Raw genomic sequence first — 19456 nt, forward strand, 5'->3', positions numbered from 1 at the left:
GATGCTTGTGTTGTCGTCGCGTGCGCCTATCGCAGGCTCGGATCGGATGTACGTCCGGCGCTTCTGCGACAGGTGCGAACGGCGGCGCGGAGCCCGGGGGCTTTTTATCCGGCTGGCATGTTGCGGCCGATCCTGCAATTCGCCGCCATCTGCTTCGTTCACGCCCGTCGTGACCGAAGCGCCATAAGCACGATCCGGCTCCACGCCCGCGAGCCTCGCAATTTCCGATCCTGGAGAACCTGATGTCACGATCGAAATCCAAGAGTGATGGTGTGTCGCGTCGCACGTTGTTGAAGGCGACCGGCGCGGCTGGCCTCGTGGCGTCGGCCGGTGCCGTGACCAGCAACATCTTTTCGCCGGCGATCGCAGGCCCGGCGCCGAAAGTGCGGCTGGCCTGGACCGAGGTCGCGGCGTGCCACTCGCCGCTCGGGTTCGGCGTCGCCAAGGGGCTCTACGCCAAGCACAATCTCGACGTCGAACTGTTCTTTCAGGGCGCCAGCGGCCAGACGCTGATCCAGGCGCTCGCCACCGGCAAGGCCGACGTCGGCGCGGGGCTGATCGGCGACTGGCTGAAGCCGCTGGAGCAGGGGTTCGACGTCAAGCTGTTCGTCGGCTCGCACGGCGGCTGTCAACGGTTGCTGGCTTCGCAGGCTTCGGGCATCAAGGACATCGCCAGCGTCAAGGGCAAGACCATTGCCAGCTACGATGTGGTGTCGCCGCCCAAGGTAGCGTTCCAGGTCACGTTGGCGAAGGCCGGCATCGATCCGGAAAACGACGTCACCTGGAAGGTGGTGCCGTTCGACCTGGTCGGCGAGGCGGTCAATCGCGGCGACGCCGACATCGCGGCGCATCTCGATCCGTGGGCGTTCTCGATCGAGAAGAAGTTCAATCTGGTGAAGATCGCCGACACTCAGACCGGCGTGTATGAGGGCCACACCTGCTGCGTGCTCGGCGCCAATGGCCCGTTCCTGAAGGCCAACAAGGATGCGGTGCGCCGGCTCGCCGAGGCCAATATCGAGGTTCACGATTACGTCGCCGGTCATGTCGAAGAAGCGGCGAAGTGGTATCTCGACGAGTTGAAGCCCGCCGGCCTGACCCTCGCCGAACTGACCGAGATCCTCGGCTCCTTCGTGCTGCACAACCATCCGATCGGACAGCCGCTGGTCGATCAGATTCGCAGATCGGCGGAAGATCTCAAGCTGGTGAAGGTGCTGGATTCGTCCACGGATCCGACGGCCTTCGCCGAGCGCGTCACCGTCAATCTGCTGGCCTGAGGTCGCTGCGATGACCGATGCGGTGCAGACGAACGGCGAGGGCGCGATCACCGCCCGCGTCCCGATCTTTCCAAGGCTGTGGCGCGACGGTCTGTTGGCCGGCTTGTCCTGGTGCGCTGCCAGCGTCGTGACAGTGAGCCTTCCGGATGTCGTACCGTGGGGCAGCGGACAGTTTTTCGCATTGATCACCGGCGGCATCGCGGCGGCTTTGATCGTGCTGGCGCTGGTCGTGCATCGGCTCGGCCGGGTGGGCGAGGTGCTGATCCACTATGGGCCGTGGCTGATCGCGATCGGGATCTGGCTGGCGCTGTGGGAATTGACGACGGCGAAATTCGGCTGGCTGCCGAAGCCGTTCTTCTCGCCGCCGCACGGGCTTCTGAATGTCTACGTCACCGACGGCCAGCGGCTGCTGATCTGCATCGGCTATACGCTGCGGCTGTGGGCGCTCGGCTTCCTGTCCGGAATCGTGGTCGGCTACGTTGTCGGCGTCGCGCTCGGCTGGTCGAAGCGGTTCAGCTATTGGGGCATGCCGCTGTTGAAGCTGATCGGACCGGTGCCGGCGACGGCGTGGATTCCCTGCACTTTCTATTTCTTTCCGACAACCTTCGGCGCCAGCATCTTCATCGTCGCGCTCGCTTCCGGCATTCCGGTGGCGATTCTGACGGCCTCCGGCGTCGGTTCGGTCAATCGGGCGTTCTACGACGTCGGCCGGATTCTCGGCGCCGACAATCGCTACTTGATCCGCCGCGTCGCGATTCCGGCCGCGATGCCGCATGTGTTCGTCGGCCTGTTCATGGCGCTGTACTATTCCTTCGCCGTGCTGGTGGTCGCCGAGATGCTCGGCGCCAAATACGGGCTCGGCTGGTACATCCAGTTTCAGACGGCGTATTCGGGCTACGCCAACGTCTACGCGGCGCTGTTGATCATGGCGTTGCTGTGTGCGGGCATCATCCGGCTGCTGTTCGTCGTTCGCGATCGTCTGCTCGGCTGGCAGCAAGGGTTCATCTGATGACGGGCACAGCTTTCGTGGAAGCCGAGATTGCGGCGTCCTCGATCCGGGATGGGGCGCCATCTGGCATGGCCGTCGACATCCGCGGGGTCAGCCATCAATTCAACCTGTCCGGATCGGCGCTGCCTGTTCTCGAAGCGGTCGATTTCAGCGTGGCGCCCGGCGAATTCGTTGCGCTGCTCGGCCCGTCCGGGTGCGGCAAGTCGACCTTGCTGCGGCTGATCGCAGGGCTGGAGCCGCCGTCGAGCGGCGCGATCCTCGCGGACGGCGACGCGGTGGTCCGGCCTGATCCGTCGCGCAATCTGGTGTTTCAGGATCCGACGTTGTTTCCCTGGGCCACCGTCTGGAGCAACGTCGCCACCGGGCTCGAGGCGCGCGGGGTGCTGAAGCAGCAGCGTGGGCGGGTCGACGAGGCGCTGGCGTTGGTCGAACTGGGCGGCTTCGCCTGCGCCTATCCGCATCAACTCTCCGGCGGCATGGCGCAACGCGCCTCGCTGGCCCGCGCACTGGTCAATGATCCGTCGCTGCTGTTGCTCGACGAGCCACTCGGGAAACTGGATTCGCTGACACGTCTGACGTTGCAGGCCGAACTGGTTCGGCTGTGGCAGCGCAACGGCTTCACCGCACTGCTGGTCACCCACGACGTCGAGGAGGCGCTGCTGCTGGCGTCGCGCATCATCGTGTTCAGCGAGCGGCCGGCGCGGATCAAGGCGGAGTTTGCCTTTGACGAGCCATATCCGCGGCGGCGCGACGATCCGGAATTGATCGATCTGCGGCGGCGCATTCTGGCCACGCTCGGCCTCGCCACGTGAGGCCGACGTGACGCGCGTGGGCAAAGTTCTCCTCGCCACCGGAGCTCTGGTTCTGTTGGCCGCGGTCGCCTGGTGGTGGCTGACCTATGCGGACGTGGTGCAATACACCTATCTCAGTGCACCGGAAGCGGCCGCCTGTCTGGTCGGTCGCTCGGGCATCTGCGATCTCGCGCGCGCGCTGTGCCGCGGGTCGCATCCGGCCGCGATCGTCGCCTATTGGTGGGGGACGTTCTGGATCGGAGTCGGTGTTGCATCGGCGGGCCTCAGTCTCGCCGGCGTGAAGCGCGCGCCGTGATCGTCCGACCGGCATTGCTGCGCGCCGGCAAGTACATACCGCAAGATCAAAACATAGCATCGATGAGTTGCGCACGCGGTTGCAGGAGAAAACGCGTCATGCATCGGCGCAGACTATGAAAGCCAATCCTCGGACGAATGAGATACGAGTGTCGGTATTGAGTGATTAGTTATGTATCGGACGATCTGATCGCTCATTGCAAATGATCGTCAAGGAATCGCGAAACAGCATATGGATAGTGCGTCGAACTCGATTACAGGCACGACCGCGGCAGCGAGTGCCTGTCCGGCACAGGCGATGCGCATGGCGGCGTCCACGCCGGCGTTTCCCGCATTGGAAGGCCGCCATCCCTGTTTCAGCACAACGGCCGAGGGGCATTCGCGTAGCGCGCGGCTGCATCTGCCGGTGAGCCCCGGCTGCAACATCGATTGCGCCTTCTGCATTCGCGATTTCAATCGACGCGACCAGCGGCCCGGCGTCGCGACGCGGCTGCTGACGCCTGAGCAGGCGGTCGACATCGTCGAGCGTGCGCTCGAACTGTGCCCGACGATCAATGTGGTCGGCATTGCGGGGCCGGGCGATCCGCTGGCGACGCCGCATGCCTTGAATACGTTCAAGCTGGTGCATGAGCGCTGGCCGGAGCTGGTGCTGTGCCTGTCGACCAACGGCCTGATGCTGCCGGAGCGGATCGACGAGATTGCCGCGGTCGGCGTCTCGACGCTGACGGTGACGGTGAATTCGATCGATCCGCTGATCCAGGCGCAGATCACGCCGAAGATCGCCTGGCAGCGCAGGCGCATGGACGGCGTCGCCGCCGCCGAACGGCTGATCGCCAACCAGCTCGAGGGCATTGCCCGAGCCGCGGCGCTCGGCCTGACCATCAAGATCAACACCGTGCTGATTCCGACCGTCAACGATCACCACGTCGGTGCGGTCGCCCAGCGCGTGGCCGCGGCCGGCGCGCATCTGATCAACATCATCCCGCTGATCCCGCAACACGGCTTTGCGCACCTGCCGGCACCCGGAATGATGGCGCGCTATGCGGCCCGCGCTGCGGCCGAGCAGCATCTGCGCGTGTTCACCCATTGCCAGCGCTGCCGCGCCGACGCCTGCGGCATTCCCGGCGTCAGCGACTACGCCGCGCAGCTCTATGGCGATGGCCTCAGCGCCGAGCCGACCTTTTCACACGGCTGAGGCCGATCACTCGACATCCAACTGGAGAAGCCCACATGGCCAGACAACTCAAGCAGATTGCGATCTACGGCAAGGGTGGAATCGGCAAGTCGACGACCACGTCGAACATCAGCGCGGCGCTGGCGGAGGCCGGCTACAAGGTGATGCAGTTCGGCGCGGATCCCAAGGCCGACTCCACCAATACGTTGCGCGGCGGCGAATACATCCCCTCGGTGCTCGACCTGCTCGCGGAGCGGCGGCGGGTCGATGCCTACGAGGCGATCTTCGAAGGCTTCGGCGGCATCTATTGCGTCGAGGCCGGCGGCCCTCAGCCCGGCGTCGGCTGCGCCGGCCGCGGCATCATCACGGCGGTGGAGCTGCTCAAGCAGCAACGCGTCTTCGAGGAACTGAACATCGACATCGTGATCTACGACGTGCTCGGCGACGTGGTGTGCGGCGGCTTCGCGGTGCCGGTGCGCGAGGGCATCGCCGAGCATGTCTTCACCGTCTCGTCGTCGGATTTCATGGCAATCTACGCCGCCAACAATCTGTTCCGCGGCATCGAGCGGTTCTCCAATTCGGGCGGGGCGCTGCTCGGCGGCATCATCGCCAATTCGATCAACACCGATTTCCAGCGCGAGATCATCGACGATTTCGCCGCCCGCACCGACACCCCTATCGTCCAATATGTGCCGCGCTCGCTCACCGTGACTCAGGCCGAGCTGAGCGGCCGCACCACGATCGAGGCGGCGCCGCAATCGGCCCAAGCCGACGTCTATCGCCAGCTCGCCAAGCGCATCGCCGAGCACACCGACTCCAAGGTGCCGACCCCCCTCAATCCGCAGCAATTGCGCGAATGGTCGGCGCGCTGGGCCGACCATCTGGTCGCGGCGGAGCGTGCGGAAGCCGAGCGCAACCGCGAGATCGCGTAGCTGCAGCGTCTCGTTCTCTCGACCGGACGTTAGCGTTAGCCCCTCATTTCGAGTGGAGCATCTTCGATGACTCTGAATCTCAAGACCTCGACCGTCGAGACCCGCGAGCAGCGGCTCGGCACCATCATCGGCTGGGACGGTACGGCCTCGAAGCTCGCCGATGAATCGGCGTTCTCGCGCGGCGATTGCGGCGGCTGCGGCTCCAAGGCGCGGCGGGTCTGCGAGCTCGAAGGGCCGTTCACGCAGGGCTCGGTGTGCAGCGAGCAGATGGTCGAATGCCAGGCCGGCAACATCCGCGACGCCGTGCTGGTCCAGCATTCGCCGATCGGCTGTGGCGCGGGGCAGGTGATCTATAATTCGATCTATCGAAACGGGCTCGCGATGCGCGGCCTGCCGGTGCAGAACATCCGCTTCATCTCGACCAATCTACGCGAGCGCGACATGGTCTATGGCGGTGCCGACAAGCTCGCGGTCGCCATTCGTGCGGCGGTCGAACGCCACGCGCCGAAGGCGGTGTTCATCGCCACCTCTTGCGCCAGCGGCATCATCGGCGACGACGTCGAGAGCGTCGCGCGCGCCGCCGAGGCGGAGTTCGGCATCCCGATCATCCCGCTGCACTGCGAGGGCTTCAAGTCCAAGCACTGGTCGACCGGCTTCGACGCCACCCAGCATGGCATCCTGCGCCAGATCGTGCGCAAGAATCCGGAGACCAGGCAGGACGACCTGATCAACGTCATCAATCTGTGGGGCACCGACGTGTTCACCCCGATGCTGGCCGAGCTCGGGCTGCGGGTGAACTACGTCGTCGACATGGCGACCGTCGAGCAGCTCGCGCAGATGTCGGAGGCGAGGGCGACCGTGAGCTTCTGCTACACGCTCGGCACCTATCTCGCGACCGCGCTCGAGCAGGAATTCGGCGTCGAGCAGATCAAGGCGCCGCAGCCCTACGGCTTCCCCGGCACCGATTCCTGGCTGCGCGAATTGGCCCGCGTCACCGGCCGCGAGGCGCAGGCCGAGGACTACATCGCCCGCGAGCACGCGCGGGTGAAGCCGCTGCTCGACGAGCTCCGTCCGAAGCTGAAGGGCCTCAAGGGCTATGTCGCGACCGGCTCGGCCTATTCGCACGGGTTGATCGGCGTGCTGCGCGAGATCGGCGTCGAGGTCGACGGCTCGCTCGTGTTTCATCATGACCCAGTCTACGATTCCGAGGATCCGCGCCAGGATTCGCTCGGCCACCTGGTCGAGAACTACGGCGACGTCAGACATTTCACCGTTGGTAATAGGCAGCAGTACCAGTTCTACAATCTCCTGCAGCGGGTGAAGCCGGACTTCATCATCATCCGCCACAACGGCCTCGCGCCGCTCGCGGCGCGTCTCGGCATTCCGGCGATCCCGCTCGGCGACGAGCATCATGCGCTCGGCTATCAGGGCATGGTCAATTTGGGCGAGTCGATCCTGGCGGCGTTGCAGCACCGCAAATTCCATCAGGACATCGCGAAGCGCGTGAGCCTTCCCTACAAGCAATCCTGGCTGGCCCAGCCGGATCCGTTCGCGCTCTCCCGCGCCGCCGTCGCCTAGAGGAATCCCCATGGCCATCCTTGCCCTCAAATCGCGCCCGAACGAGATCACGCCGGACGCCGACAAATCCGGCCCGATCGAACTGGTGCGTTACGTCTGCGCGATCGGCGCGATGCAGAGCGCCGCCGCGATCCCGCGCGTGGTGCCGATCACCCATTGCGGCCCCGGCTGCGCCGACAAGCAGTACATGAACCTCGCGTTCTACAACGGCTTCCAGGGCTCGGGTTACGGCGGTGGCCCGGTCGTGCCCAGCACCAACGCGTCGCAGCGCGAAGTAATCTTCGGCGGCGCCGACCGGCTCCGCGAACTGATCGAATCGACGCAGCTCGTCCTCGATGCCGATCTGTTCGTGGTGCTGACCGGCTGTATCCCCGATCTGGTCGGCGACGATGTCGGCTCGGTCGTGCGCGATTTCCAGAAGAAGGGCGTGCCGATCGTCTATGCCGAAACCGGCGGCTTCCGCGGCAACAATTTCACCGGCCATGAGGCGGTGACGCAAGCGATTATCGAGCAATATCTCGGCCCGTGGGACGGCGTGCGGGAGCAGGGCCTGGTCAATCTCTGGTCGCTGCTGCCGTATCAGAACACGTTCTGGCGCGGCGATCTCGAAGAGATCAAGCGGCTGCTTGAGAGTATCGGCCTGAAGGTCAACGTGTTGTTCGGCCCGGACTCGGCGGGGCTCAGCGAGTGGCGCAGCATTCCGCGCGCCCAGTTCAACGTGGTGCTGTCGCCATGGCTGGGTCTCGCGACCGCGAAGCTGCTCGAAGAGCGCTACGACCAGCCGTATCTGCACATCCCGGTGCTGCCAATCGGCGCGCGGCAGAGCGGCGAGTTCCTGCGCAAGGTCGCCGAATTCGCGGGTCTGGCGGCCGGGCCGGTGGAGCAGGTGATCGCCCGCGAGGAGACACGCTATTACAACTACATCGACGGCTTCACCGATTTCTACTCGGAATATTGGTGGGGGCTGCCGGCGCGGTTTGCGGTGATCGGCGACAGCGCCTACAATCTGGCTCTGACGAAGTTTCTCGTCACCCAGCTCGGTCTGATCCCGGCCAAGCAGATCGTCACCGAGGATCCGCCGGTCGAACATCGCGAGGCGATCCGCGAGCAGTTCCGTGCCATCGACCACGACGTCTCGGTCGAGATCGAATTCGCCGAGGACAGCTACCTAATCCACGATGCGATCCGGAAAGCGGATTTCGGCCACAAGCCGCCGATCATCTTCGGCACCACCTGGGAACGCGATCTGGTCAAGGAGATGAAGGGCTCGCTGATCGAGGTCGGCTTCCCGGCCTCCTACGAGGTGGTGCTGTCGCGCAGCTATGTCGGCTATCGCGGCGCGCTGTCGCTGCTCGAGCGGATCTACAGCACGGTCGTCAGCCACAGCGCGTGACGTCGGTCCGGATCGGGCTGAAGAGGGATCGGCGGCGCCACGGCGCCGCCGATTGCGTTTGACGGCGCTTTGCCCTCAGCGGCGGCGGCCCGTCAATGGCGCCAAAGCAGACGGCCGGACCTCGATCGGTCCGGCCGGATGTATTGTCGCGTGAGAGGCGTGGGTGCGCTGTTCGTGTGGGTCAGGACGCCGGCGACCACTTCCAGACGATGTCGCGCACGTTGATCGGCTTCGGAATCAGGCCGAGCTTGTGAAACCGGTCGGCGGTCTTCTGCTGGGCGGCGAGATATTTGTCGGTCACGGGAGTCACCTCGAAGACCGAGCGATCGACCAGGATCTTGATCACGCCCGGATCGACGCCCGTCGAGGCGGCGAGCGATTTGGTGATCTCGTCGTGATGGCTGTTGGCCCATTGCGCTTCCTCGGCGAAGCTCTGGTTCAGCAGCGCGACCACATCGCCGTGGGCGTTTGTGAACTCGCGATTGGCGAGAAAGAAGCCGATCGTTTCGTGAGCGTCGCCGGCGAAATTCACGACTCGCGCACCGCTCTTCTCGGCGAGCGCCAGATAGGGATCCCATATCGCCCAGGCGTCGACGGTGCCACCGGCGAAGGCCGCGGTGCCGTCGGCCGGCGCGAGATACACTGGCGTGACGTCGGAGAACTGCAGGCCCGCCTTCTCGAGGATCGCCACGGCCGTGTTGTGCGCGCTCGATCCCTTCGGGATCGCGATCCGCTTGCCCTTGAGATCGGCGGCGGTCTTGATCGGCGAGTTCGCCGGAACGACGATGCCTTCGTTCTTGCCGGAGCCGGGCAGCGCCGCGACGTAGAGCAGATTGGCGGTGGCGGCCTGCGCGAAGATCGGCGGCGTGTCGCCGGTGTAGCCGAAATCGATATTGCCGGTGTTGAGCGCCTCGAGCAGCGGCGGCCCGAACGCGAACTCGACCCACTTCACGGACAGACCCTTCTCCTTCAGCGCCGCTTCGAGAACTCCGCGCTCTTTCACCGCGGGTTGAATGCCGGCCTTCTGGAAGCCGATGCGGACTTCCTTCAACTCAGCGGCAAACGATGGTGCGACGGAGGTCGCAGCAAAAGCAGCAAAGGCAAGGGCGAGTAGCGATCTGCGCGATGTGATCATGTGATGGCTCCGACGTAACGTTGATGGGCGATCATTAGAGGCACCAACGCCGTCCGGGTGAATTCCAAAGATCAATGTAATAAGTACAAACTATTCTTCCGACTTTCGGCGATCAGGTCGGAATGTTCTCAGCCAGTCGGCGCGCGATGAGATTCGGCGTCAGACGGGCGCGGGGGCGGGCTACTACCGCCTTTCGCTGCCCTACCTGTGACCCGGCACGCTCACTTCGGCGAGCCGTATCAGATCCTCGTCCCGGTCGATCGCGACGTAGCTGCCCTGCCAATAGGTCAGCGATGATTTGCGCGGCAGCGTCGCGGTACGGATCACGCGCCCGATCAGGATTGCGTGGGTGTGGCGCTTGATGCTCTCGTCGAGTTCGCACTCGATCGTCGCCAGCGAACCGCTGAGCACCGGTGCGCCGGACAGCCCGGTGCTCCATGCGTCGCCGGCGAACCGCGCGTCGCCCTTGAGGCCGCCTTTTCCGGCAAATCGCTCGCCGATCTCGATTTGATCGGCAGCGAGGACATTGACGGCGAAGGTTCGGCTCCGCGCCAACAAAGGCCCCGCCGAGGATTGCTGATTGAGGCAGACGATGAGCGTCGGCGGCGTCATCGACAGCGAGGTGACCGCGGTCGCGGTCATGCCGACGCGTTCGGCGCCGGCGCCCGCGGTGATGATGGAGACGCCGCTGGCGAGCTGGCGCATCGCATGGGCGAAGTCGGCCGGCGTCGCGGATCGGAGGCTGTCGTCGTGGCGTGCCAGGTTCATCGCCGCCTCAAAGTTCGAAGGCTCCCTCGGAGCCTTTCAACAGGTCGCGCAGAATCTCGCCCTCGAGCGCCGCGAGTTCGGCCGAGCCGCGCTGGCGCGGGCGGGGAAGGTCGACAACGATGTCGTTGGAGATCCGGCCGTCCTCGATCACCAGCACGCGGTCGGCGAGCGCGACCGCTTCGGCGACATCATGCGTCACCAGGATCGCGGTGAAGCCCTGATCCTGCCAGACCTGTTCCAGCAGCCGCTGCATGGCGATGCGCGTTAGCGCATCGAGTGCACCCAGCGGCTCGTCAAATGCCAGCACGCGCGGCTGGCTGACCAGTGCACGCGCCAGCGCCACGCGCTGCTTCTGCCCGCCGGACAACACCGCCGGCCACTGGTCGCGCTTGTCGTCGAGGCCGACCTCGATCAGTGCGGCATCGGCGCGCCCGCGCGCGTCGGGCGAGTTGCGGTCGGCGCCGAGCCCGACCTCGACATTGGACAGCACGCGCGCCCACGGCAGCAGCCGTGGCTCCTGAAACATCACGCGGACGTCTCCGGGCTGGCGCTCCTCGCCGAACGAGATGTTGCCGCTGGTCGGCGCGTCGAGTCCCGCGATCAGCCGCAGCAGCGTGCTCTTGCCGCAGCCGCTGCGCCCGACGATGGTGACGAACTGGCCGGCGGGGATGTGCAGATCGATGCCGCGCAGCACGTCGTTGTCGCCGAACGATTTGCGCAAGGCACGGATCGTCAGCGGCAGGCCGCGGGTGTCGGCGTCGCCGTGCTGCCGTCCGTCCTTGGCGGTGACGTGATCGGCGGGCTCAGCCGCGGCGGTCCGGCTGTCGGCGAGAATGAACTGAAGCGCTTCCATCATCATCGATCTCAGTTCTTCTGGAAGGCCGGATGCCAGGACAGGGTCAGGCGTTCGAGCAGCCGCGAAGCGCTGTCGGCTGCCTTGCCCAGCAGGGCGTAGATCAGGATGCTGAGCACCACGACGTCGATCAGCATGAATTCGCGCGCCTGCATCGCCATGTAGCCGAGCCCCGACGAGGCCGCGATCGTCTCGGCGACGATCAGCGTCAGCCACATGATGCCGAGCGCGAAGCGGACACCGACGAACACCGAGGGCAGGGCGCCCGGGAAGATCACCCGGCGGAACAGCTCGACATTGGTCATGCCGTAGATGCGGCCCATCTCGATCAGTTGCGGATCGACGGTGCGGATGCCGTGTAGCGTGTTCAGGTAGATCGGGAAGAACACGCCGAGCGCGACCAGGAACAGCTTGGCCTGCTCGTCGATGCCGAACCACAGGATCACCAGTGGAATCAGCGCCAGATGCGGCACGTTGCGGACCATCTGCAGCGTGGTGTCCGACAGTTTCGAACTGAGGCTGGACAGGCCGTTGGCGAGGCCGAAGGCAAAGCCGATCAGGCCGCCGATCGCGAAGCCGACCGAAGCCCGCCAGAAGCTGACCCAGATGTTCTTCGCCAGATCGCCGGATTGCAGCAGCTTCCAGCCGGCGACGACGACGTCGGTCGGCGCGGGCAGGACCCGTGATGAAACCAGACCGAACATGCAGGCGGCCTGCCAGACAAGGATGATCAGCAGCGGCACGATCCACTGGATCAGGCCGTCGGCACGGGGCAGACGCCAGGCGCGCGGGCGGGCGAGCGTTTCGACGAGGCTCATGGTTTGGCGGCCTGTTTGGTTTGGGGGACCAGTTCGTTGGCGATCGTTTCGCCGAACGGGCCGGTGTTGGCGCGGAGCTTGGTGACGTTGCCCTCGTGCTGCGGCTTGACCAGCGGGAACACCAGCTCGGCGAAGCGATAGGCTTCCTCCAGATGCGGGTAGCCGGACAGGATGAACGTATCGATGCCGACGTCCTGATATTCCTTGATCCGCGCGGCCACAGTCTGCGGGTCGCCGACCAGCGCGGTGCCCGCGCCGCCGCGGACGAGGCCGACGCCGGCCCACAGATTGGGGCTGATCTCGAGCTTGTCTCGCCGGCCGCCGTGCAATTGCGCCATCCGCTGCTGCCCGACCGAATCCATCCGCGAGAACACCTTTTGCGCGGCGGCGATGGTGTCGTCGGTGACGTAGCGGATCAGATCGTCCGCCGCGGCCCAGGCGGCCTCGTTGGTTTCGCGCACGATCACATGCAGCCGGATGCCGAACGACAATTTGCGACCGCGCGGTTCCGCCACGGCGCGGACGCGGGCGACCTTGTCGGCGACCAGCTCCGGCGGCTCACCCCACGTGAGATACTTGTCGACGGTGTCGGCGGCGACGTCGATGCCGGCATCCGACGAGCCGCCGAAATACAGCGGCGGCCTCGGCGTCTGCACCGGCGGAAATAGCAGCCGGCCGTCTTCAATCGTGATGTGCTTGCCGGCGACGTTGACGGTCTTGCCCGACAACAAATCGGAATAGACGTTGAGGAATTCGCGGGTGACCTCGTAGCGCTCGTCGTGCGACAGGAATATGCCGTCACCCTTGTTCTCGACCGGATCGCCGCCGGTGACAACGTTGATCAGCAGGCGTCCGCCGGTGACGCGGTCGAGTGTCGCCGTCATCCGCGCTGCAACGGTCGGCGATTGCAGGCCGGGGCGGACGGCGACCAGATAGCGCAGCCTCTCGGTCCACGGTGCCACCGCGGAGGCGACGACCCAGGAATCCTCGCAGCTCCGGCCCGTGGGCAGCAGTACGCCGAAATAGCCGAGCTGATCGGCGGCCTGCGCGATCTGGCGCAGATAGTTGAAATTCACGTCGCGGCCGCCGGCGCTCGTGCCGAGATAATGCCCGTCGCCGTGGGTGGGCAGGAACCATAGGAAATGGGCGCCCGGCGCGTGGAGTGAACTCATCCGCATTCTCCCTTGTTCTGTTTGTTATGGGCGTTCAGGCCTGCGTCGGGGTCCAGACCGCGTCACGCACCACAATCGGCCGTGGAATCAGTCCGAGCTGATGGAAACGATCGGCGACGCCCTGCTGTGTCGCGATGATGTCGTCGGTGATCAGCCCGACGGCGAACGACGATCGGTCCGCGGCGATGGTTTGAATATCCAGCGGAATGCCGGTGACGGCGCTGAGCGATTGTGCGACGTCGCCGCGATGCTGCTCCGCCCATTGCGCGGTGGCGCTGGTGACGTCGATGACCTGCTTCAGGATCTGCTTGTTGCGCTGCGCGAAGTCACGATTTGCGATGTAGAACGAGTTGGTGCGGCCGACCTCGGACGCGTTGACCAGAACCCGTCCGTTCTGTTTCAACTCGCCGATCGCGAAATACGGATCCCAGATCGACCACGCGTCGATGCTGCCCTGCGCGAAGGCGGGGCCGGCATCGGGCGGCGTCAGATAGACCGGGGTGATGTCGGCGTAGCTCAGGCCGGCCTTGGCCAGCACCAGCAGCACGACGTTGTGGGCGCTCGAGCCCTTGGTGAAGCCGATTCGTTTGCCCTTGAGATCGGCCAGCGTCCGGATTGGTGAATCTTGCGGGACCAGAATGCCCTGGCCGTTGGTGATCGGCTGGCCTGCGGCATAGACGATCGCCGCGCCTGCGGCCTGTGCGAAGATCGGCGGCGAGTCGCCGACCGCGCCGTAGTGAATGCTGCCGACGTTCATCGCCTCCAGCATCGGCGGGCCGGAGGAAAACTCGACCCACTTCACCCCGATCTTCTGTGGCGCGAAATGCTCTTCCAGGGCGCGACGCTGGCGCGCGATCACCAGCACGCCGTTCTTCTGATAGCCGATGCGGATCTCTGTCGGCGAAGCGTCGGCAGAAGCGCTGGCCCCGAAGCCGGGTAGCAGCGCTAAGCCGGCTGACAAAGTGAGGAAGTCCCGTCGCTTCATGCGGTGCGCTCGCCGATCATCGTGACATTCATCGTTCGCGGATGATGGGCAGCGCTGCGAAGTGTGTCGAGACGTCCGGAAAAATAGCAACGACAGGCCTGCGCTCCCCGAAATGGGGAGTGGTAAATTGCTCCGATCAGGCGGATGGCGGGATGGCTGTTCTCCCACTGAAATGGGCCGCACGGGCTATGCGGTCCGTCACGCATCCGTGAACAGCGATCTGGCGAGAATTGCGCCAGCGATTTCGCCCAACACGCGTAGTAGCGCGATGCGAGGCTGCATCTCCCACCCGAAGGACGAATAGCACCACACAATCAGTTACCATAGCGATAGGGCTATGCTTCCGGTTCCACCGGTGCCGTTCGAAAACCTCTCCAACATCGGTGATCTTCAGAATTGTCGCTGGGAACCCGTTCGTCGATGATCACTCGACCGCGCGATGGTGCGCGCTTAGCAGCGACGGACAAAGAACCTATGCCGACGGTGAGCGAATTGAAGGAAGGGCTCTGGCGCGAGCTCGCCCTGAAGGCTGAGCTTGGAATCAACGGCGTCGCCATCAGCGGGGAAGCGCTCGAACTGATCCAGCCGGGGATCAAGGCGCAGGAACAGGTGCACTGTCTGTTCGAAATGGATTTCGAGACTCACACCGTCGAGCTGCCGTCGCACTTCTATCTGCCGCTGGGACTGACCACGCCGTTCCGCTGGAATCCGCGTTCGTCCTATCGGATCGACGCGCTCGACGGGCGGACGGTGCTGCGTGACGGCGACCGCGTTCTGTCCGAGATCGCCTTCTATCAGCGTCCGGCATTCTACAGCGCTAGAACCTCCGACGGCATCGAAATATCCAACATCGGCGCCCACTATGCCGAGCGGCATCTGTTCGTCGTCTACAGCAACGAATGTTCTTACAAGGAGAAGGGCGAGGATTGCCTGTTCTGCAACATCAATCACACCAAGGACGTCTATGGCGGCCGGCAGAACGTCTTCTGGAAAAACGCCAAGCAGATCGGCGAGACCGCGGCGCGGGCCTACAAGGACGGTGCGATCGACCATCTAACGGTCAGCGGCGGCGTCATCCCGGAGCGGCGTGAGCTGGAATACTATCTCGACGTCGCCGAGGCGATCCAGCGGCATACGGGACGTGATGACTTCAACGGCACCGCGACGGTCGCGGCGCCGCTCGATCTGCGCAACATCGATCGCTTCAAGGAAGCGGGCTACCGGACAACCGCGATGAATATCGAGATCTGGGACAAGGGCATCTACGATGCGATCTGCCCCGGCAAGGCGCGCGGTGGTGGCGGCTGGGAGCATTGGGTCAAGGCGCTCGAACACGCCGCCAAAGTGTTCGGCCATGGCCGGGTTCGCTCGAATATCGTCGCCGGCATTGAGCCGAAACGCAGCACGCTCGCCGGCCTGGAGTATTTGGCGTCGAAAGGTGTGGTCGGCACCTTCACGGTGTGGTGCCCGAATCCCGGCTCCGAGTTGGAGGGCCACCGTTCGCCCGAGCCCGGCTGGTATCTCGACCTCGCGCACAAGCTGGTCGCGATCTGGAAGAAGAACGGCATCAGCTACGAGCACGTGTTCGACAGCCACGCCTCGTCGGACACGTTGCAGCACGACATCTACCGGATCGAGGACGAATTGCTGCCGGTGTTCGCCACCGCCAAGCAGCTCGAGCCGGCCGAATAGGCCGTCGCGCAATCGATCAGGCAGAGCAATCGGGGGAATCGTGAGCAGCGGAAAAGCCAAGCACATCGCCATCTACGGCAAGGGCGGCATCGGCAAATCGACGACGACGTCGAACATCAGCGCGGCGCTGGCCGAGGCGGGGCATCGCGTCATTCAGATCGGCTGCGATCCGAAGAGCGACTCGACCACCATCCTGCGCGGCGGCGAGGATCTGCCGACCGTGCTCGACAGCCTGCGCGACAGCGGCCGACCGACCATCGCTGACGTCTCGGCGACCGGCTTCGGCGGCGTGCTGTGCATCGAGGCCGGCGGGCCGGTGCCGGGCGTCGGCTGCGCCGGCCGCGGCATCAACGCGGCGGTGGACCTGCTGCACGAGCTGAAGCTGTTCGAAGAGTTCAAGCCGGACTACGTGCTGTACGACGTGCTCGGCGACGTGGTGTGCGGCGGCTTCGCGGTGCCGATCCGCAACGGTATTGCCGAATCTGCCTTCGTGGTGACGTCGTCGGACTTCATGGCGATCTTCGCGGCCAATAATCTGTTCAAGGCGATCAGCAAGTATGCGCCGTCCGGCGGCGCCCGGCTCGGCGGCGTGATCGCCAACAGCATCCAGACGTCGTACGCGTCGTCGCTGATCGACGATTTCGCGGCGCGGACCGGCACCAGCGTGGTCGGCTACGTGCCGCGGTCTCTGACAGTGGCGCAGAGCGAACTTTACGGCCAGACCGTGATCGAAGCCGCGCCGACATCCGAGCAGGCCGATGTCTATCGCCAGCTCGCGCGCCATATCGCCAGCGATCACCCGGTCGCGATCCCGAAGCCGCTGAATGGGCCCGCTCTGAAAGACTGGGCCAAGCAATGGGGCGACCGTGTGTTCGGCGCACCTGCGGAGCGATCATTGGCCGAGGCGGTGTGACGTGACCAGGCAGTTGCAACCGCCGACGCGCGAGCGGCGGCTCGGCGCGCTCAGCGCCTATCTGGGCGATGTCGGCTCGCTGATCGCGGAGTTCGAGGCTGGGCCGCCAGTTACCCGGATCCGCACGTTCTCCCAGGTTGCCGTGGACGACGTGTCGGCCGCCCTGCAGGTTCTTACTGAAACCGACGGGCTGGGGATCATCGTTCATGGTGCGCGCGGATGCGCTGGCGCGTTGGCCGCGGCGGAGGCCGACCGGCCGTGGGCGGTCACCAATCTCGATCAGCGTGACACCATCCTCGGCGCCGACGGTACGCTCGCGCGGACGCTGCGGCAGCTTCATCTTCGGCACCGGCCGTGGGCAATCGTCGTGGTGGCGACGCCGGTGGTGGCGATCAACAACGACGACATTCAATCCGTCGCCGAAGAACTGAGCGACGAACTCGGCATTCCGATCATCGAGCTGCGCACCGACGGCTTTCGCTCGAGGGTCGCCGCGACAGGACTCGACATCGCCGCGCAGGCGATCGCGACACTGGTGCCGCCCGGCGGAGCGCGACAGAGGGACGTGATCAACCTGCTGGCGCTCGAACGCGGGCCGGGGTTGGCCGGCGTCGTGCAAGCGATCGAGAGCCTCGGCCTCGCGGTCAATCTGTTTCCGGTTGGCGCAGGCCCTGCCACATTTGCCAGAGCGGCGCAGGCCGTGTTGAGCGTGGCTGTGTTCGAGGACGAGACCGATGCATTGCGGCGCGAGCTCGACCGGCTGCACGGCGTGCCGTTCCTGCGGCTGCCGCCGCCGATCGGCGCTGCGGCGACACAACGCTTCGTTGCTGCGATCGCGGCCGCGACCGAGCGGACCGCGCCGGCGCCCGTTGCCGACACGCACGATGTCCGGATCCTCAACGGCCGCAGCGTCGTCGTGGCTCTGCCGCCGTCCAGCGCGTTGGCCGTCGCTGAACTCGTCGATCGGTTCGGCGGCGAACTCGTGGGTCTCAGCGTCGACTGGGTCGACAGTCTGCATCTCGACGGATTGCGAACCATCGGGACCGCACATCCCGAGCTGCCGCTGCATGTCGCGGCAGGGCAGCCGTTCGAGCTGGTCAACTGGCTCGGCCGCATCGCTCCGGATCTAGTCATCGGCACACCCGCGACTGCGGCGACGGCGGCGCGCGCCGGCATTGCGGCAGTCGCGGTCGGCGCCGACGATCTGCTCGGCGCCTCCGGCGAAACCCGTCTCGGGTCGCGGATCCAGCGACTGCTGGATGGTCAGGCCCTGAAGCAACGGCTCGCCGCGCCGGCTGCGAGCTATCTCGCGGGGTGGATGAAGCGCAGTCCCGACTGGCACATCAAACGCGAGGTGAGATGATGGCGGCGTCTCTGGCGCGACCGCGCGCCGGCTGCGCGCTGCACGGCGCGCTGTATGCGGCATCGGCCATCGATGGCGTCACGCCGCTGGTGCATGCGACGCCGGGCTGCGGCCTGCAGGCCGGCCTCTGGCAAGGCCACGTCGGCTGCGGTGCCGCGGGCGGTTGGGCTACGTCCAATCTGTCGGAGAAGCACATCGTGTTCGGCGGCGCGTCGCGGCTGCGCGAGCAGATCAAGAACACCGGCGGGATTATCCCCGGCGAGCTGACGGTGGTGATGACCGGCTGTCCGGCCGAAATGATCGGCGACGACGTCGAGGCGATGGCGCGGGAGGCCCGCGACCTCGGTCACAACGTGCTCGATCTGGCGACGGCGGGATTTCGTGGCTCGGCCTATCACGGTTACGAAGCCTTTCTCAAAGGTGCGATCGGGACTTCGCAGGGCATTGCTCCGCGACGCGCCGGGCTGATCAACATTTTCGGTCCGGTGCCGCATCAGGATGCGTTCTGGCTCGCCGAGATCGAAGAGCTGTCGCGGTTGATTGCGGGCGTCGGTCTCACACCCAATCCGGTGTTCGGGCCGCAAGGCGACGTCGCGGGCCTCCGCGCTGTTGCGCAGGCCGAACTCAGCCTGTCGGTGTCGCCGTGGGGCACCGCCGCCGCTCGCGCGCTCGACGATGGCTTCGGCGTGCCGTGGGTCGAGAGTGGCAGCCTGCCGATCGGCGCGATCGCAACGACGAAGCTGCTCGAGCAGGTCGTCGCCGCCGTCAGCGACATTGACGACAGCACGGCGCAGGCTTTCATCGATGCGGAACGACGGCGCGAAGCCTATTGTCTCGATCATCTGCTGGAAACGCTCTACCGCCAGGGCGGCCCGCGCAGCTTCGCCATTGCGGTGCCAAGCCTGCACGCCACGGGCATTGCGCGCTTTCTGATCGAGACGCTCGGCTGGTCACCGGTGTGCATCGTCGTCACCGACAATCCGCCGCCGGGTGCTCGCGAATCGCTACAGGCCGGCCTGGGAGCCGTGCACTACAGCGAGGACGACGACGAGATTGCTCAACTCATCGCCGGCAGCGGCGCGGAGTTCGTGTTCGGGAGCGCGCTGGAGCGCTCGACGGCCGCGAAACTGGGCGTGCCGCTGATCGAATGTGCAGCGCCGACGCGCAGGCTTGGCCTGACGACCGGCTTCGGTGGTTGTCGCGGCGGGCTCGCGCTTCTCGAAACCATCGTGACGTCGATCTCTGACGTTCAGAAGCCGGCCAGATAGCAATAGATTTTGCAAAATACAAT

General features: G+C 65.4%; 18 protein-coding genes. 12 read left to right on the forward strand and 6 right to left on the reverse strand.

Annotated features, from left to right (window positions below):
* The first annotated feature begins 242 nt into the window (after positions 1–242).
* From LPW26_RS02275 to LPW26_RS02310, 8 genes are all read left to right on the forward strand, one after another.
* Entirely contained in the window at positions 243–1274 is a 1032-nt protein-coding gene (locus tag LPW26_RS02275; RefSeq protein ID WP_238732619.1) for an ABC transporter substrate-binding protein, read from the forward strand.
* Positions 1275–1284: 10 nt separating this feature from the next.
* On the forward strand, positions 1285–2283 hold the full coding sequence (locus LPW26_RS02280) for an ABC transporter permease (RefSeq protein ID WP_238732620.1): 999 nt from the start codon (positions 1285–1287) through the stop codon (positions 2281–2283).
* 68 nt (positions 2284–2351) lie between these two features.
* Positions 2352–3095, forward strand: a complete 744-nt coding sequence (locus tag LPW26_RS02285) for an ABC transporter ATP-binding protein (RefSeq protein ID WP_238732874.1) — start codon at positions 2352–2354, stop codon at positions 3093–3095.
* A 16-nt stretch (positions 3096–3111) separates the two neighbouring features.
* On the forward strand, positions 3112–3390 hold the full coding sequence (locus LPW26_RS02290; protein ID WP_238732621.1) for a hypothetical protein: 279 nt from the start codon (positions 3112–3114) through the stop codon (positions 3388–3390).
* Positions 3391–3693: 303 nt separating this feature from the next.
* Positions 3694–4584, forward strand: coding sequence for a radical SAM protein (locus LPW26_RS02295; protein WP_238732622.1), 891 nt, complete (start codon positions 3694–3696; stop codon positions 4582–4584).
* Between the two features lie 35 nt (positions 4585–4619).
* Complete coding sequence (nifH, locus tag LPW26_RS02300) at positions 4620–5495, forward strand: nitrogenase iron protein (protein ID WP_238732623.1); 876 nt, start codon at positions 4620–4622, stop codon at positions 5493–5495.
* Between the two features lie 66 nt (positions 5496–5561).
* A complete protein-coding gene (locus LPW26_RS02305) occupies positions 5562–7073 on the forward strand; it encodes a nitrogenase component 1 (RefSeq protein ID WP_238732624.1) in 1512 nt (503 codons plus the stop codon).
* A gap of 10 nt (positions 7074–7083) precedes the next feature.
* Entirely contained in the window at positions 7084–8466 is a 1383-nt protein-coding gene (locus tag LPW26_RS02310) for a nitrogenase component 1 (RefSeq protein ID WP_238732625.1), read from the forward strand.
* A 181-nt stretch (positions 8467–8647) separates the two neighbouring features.
* On the opposite strand, the gene LPW26_RS02315 is transcribed toward LPW26_RS02310, so the two are convergent.
* The 6 genes from LPW26_RS02315 to LPW26_RS02340 form a co-directional block, all read right to left on the reverse strand.
* Positions 8648–9601 carry an aliphatic sulfonate ABC transporter substrate-binding protein gene (locus LPW26_RS02315; protein ID WP_238732626.1) on the reverse strand — a complete coding sequence of 318 codons (954 nt, stop codon included), beginning with the start codon at positions 9599–9601 and terminating at the stop codon, positions 8648–8650.
* Positions 9602–9802: 201 nt separating this feature from the next.
* A complete protein-coding gene (locus LPW26_RS02320; RefSeq protein ID WP_238732627.1) occupies positions 9803–10369 on the reverse strand; it encodes a flavin reductase family protein in 567 nt (188 codons plus the stop codon).
* Positions 10370–10376: 7 nt separating this feature from the next.
* Complete coding sequence (locus LPW26_RS02325; RefSeq protein ID WP_238732628.1) at positions 10377–11225, reverse strand: ATP-binding cassette domain-containing protein; 849 nt, start codon at positions 11223–11225, stop codon at positions 10377–10379.
* An 8-nt stretch (positions 11226–11233) separates the two neighbouring features.
* Entirely contained in the window at positions 11234–12040 is an 807-nt protein-coding gene (locus LPW26_RS02330) for an ABC transporter permease subunit (RefSeq protein ID WP_238732629.1), read from the reverse strand.
* Positions 12037–13212 carry an FMNH2-dependent alkanesulfonate monooxygenase gene (gene ssuD / locus LPW26_RS02335; protein ID WP_238732630.1) on the reverse strand — a complete coding sequence of 392 codons (1176 nt, stop codon included), beginning with the start codon at positions 13210–13212 and terminating at the stop codon, positions 12037–12039. Before ssuD ends, LPW26_RS02330 begins: the two co-directional genes overlap by 4 nt.
* Positions 13213–13246: 34 nt before the next feature.
* Entirely contained in the window at positions 13247–14197 is a 951-nt protein-coding gene (locus LPW26_RS02340; protein ID WP_238732631.1) for a sulfonate ABC transporter substrate-binding protein, read from the reverse strand.
* 474 nt (positions 14198–14671) lie between these two features.
* Here LPW26_RS02340 and LPW26_RS02345 point away from each other — a divergent pair, with 474 nt between their 5' ends.
* From LPW26_RS02345 to LPW26_RS02360, 4 genes are read left to right on the forward strand one after another with little or no spacing between them, the layout of a single operon-like run.
* Complete coding sequence (locus LPW26_RS02345) at positions 14672–15889, forward strand: radical SAM protein (protein WP_238732632.1); 1218 nt, start codon at positions 14672–14674, stop codon at positions 15887–15889.
* Between the two features lie 40 nt (positions 15890–15929).
* A complete protein-coding gene (locus LPW26_RS02350) occupies positions 15930–16802 on the forward strand; it encodes a nucleotide-binding protein (RefSeq protein WP_238732633.1) in 873 nt (290 codons plus the stop codon).
* Position 16803: 1 nt separating this feature from the next.
* A complete protein-coding gene (locus LPW26_RS02355) occupies positions 16804–18165 on the forward strand; it encodes a nitrogenase component 1 (protein WP_238732634.1) in 1362 nt (453 codons plus the stop codon).
* The gene (locus LPW26_RS02360; RefSeq protein WP_238732635.1) at positions 18162–19433 is read left to right on the forward strand and encodes a nitrogenase component 1; all 1272 of its coding nucleotides are present in this window, start codon (positions 18162–18164) and stop codon (positions 19431–19433) included. The genes LPW26_RS02355 and LPW26_RS02360 overlap by 4 nt, the downstream gene beginning before the upstream one ends.
* Positions 19434–19456: the final 23 nt, after the last annotated feature.

The sequence above is a fragment of the Rhodopseudomonas infernalis genome, assembly GCF_022271405.1.
Lineage (GTDB): Bacteria > Pseudomonadota > Alphaproteobacteria > Rhizobiales > Xanthobacteraceae > Rhodopseudomonas > Rhodopseudomonas infernalis.

Bases quoted from the DNA above. Each gene is read 5' to 3' on its own strand.
- LPW26_RS02275 (WP_238732619.1), top strand. From the start codon at position 243: ATGTCACGATCGAAATCCAAGAGTGATGGTGTGTCGCGTCGCACGTTG.
- LPW26_RS02280 (WP_238732620.1), top strand. From the start codon at position 1,285: ATGACCGATGCGGTGCAGACGAACGGCGAGGGCGCGATCACCGCCCGC.
- LPW26_RS02285 (WP_238732874.1), top strand. From the start codon at position 2,352: ATGGCCGTCGACATCCGCGGGGTCAGCCATCAATTCAACCTGTCCGGA.
- LPW26_RS02295 (WP_238732622.1), top strand. From the start codon at position 3,694: ATGGCGGCGTCCACGCCGGCGTTTCCCGCATTGGAAGGCCGCCATCCC.
- nifH (WP_238732623.1), top strand. From the start codon at position 4,620: ATGGCCAGACAACTCAAGCAGATTGCGATCTACGGCAAGGGTGGAATC.
- LPW26_RS02305 (WP_238732624.1), top strand. From the start codon at position 5,562: ATGACTCTGAATCTCAAGACCTCGACCGTCGAGACCCGCGAGCAGCGG.
- LPW26_RS02310 (WP_238732625.1), top strand. From the start codon at position 7,084: ATGGCCATCCTTGCCCTCAAATCGCGCCCGAACGAGATCACGCCGGAC.
- LPW26_RS02315 (WP_238732626.1), bottom strand. From the start codon at position 9,601: ATGATCACATCGCGCAGATCGCTACTCGCCCTTGCCTTTGCTGCTTTT.
- LPW26_RS02320 (WP_238732627.1), bottom strand. From the start codon at position 10,369: ATGAACCTGGCACGCCACGACGACAGCCTCCGATCCGCGACGCCGGCC.
- LPW26_RS02325 (WP_238732628.1), bottom strand. From the start codon at position 11,225: ATGATGGAAGCGCTTCAGTTCATTCTCGCCGACAGCCGGACCGCCGCG.
- LPW26_RS02330 (WP_238732629.1), bottom strand. From the start codon at position 12,040: ATGAGCCTCGTCGAAACGCTCGCCCGCCCGCGCGCCTGGCGTCTGCCC.
- ssuD (WP_238732630.1), bottom strand. From the start codon at position 13,212: ATGAGTTCACTCCACGCGCCGGGCGCCCATTTCCTATGGTTCCTGCCC.
- LPW26_RS02340 (WP_238732631.1), bottom strand. From the start codon at position 14,197: ATGAAGCGACGGGACTTCCTCACTTTGTCAGCCGGCTTAGCGCTGCTA.
- LPW26_RS02345 (WP_238732632.1), top strand. From the start codon at position 14,672: ATGCCGACGGTGAGCGAATTGAAGGAAGGGCTCTGGCGCGAGCTCGCC.
- LPW26_RS02360 (WP_238732635.1), top strand. From the start codon at position 18,162: ATGATGGCGGCGTCTCTGGCGCGACCGCGCGCCGGCTGCGCGCTGCAC.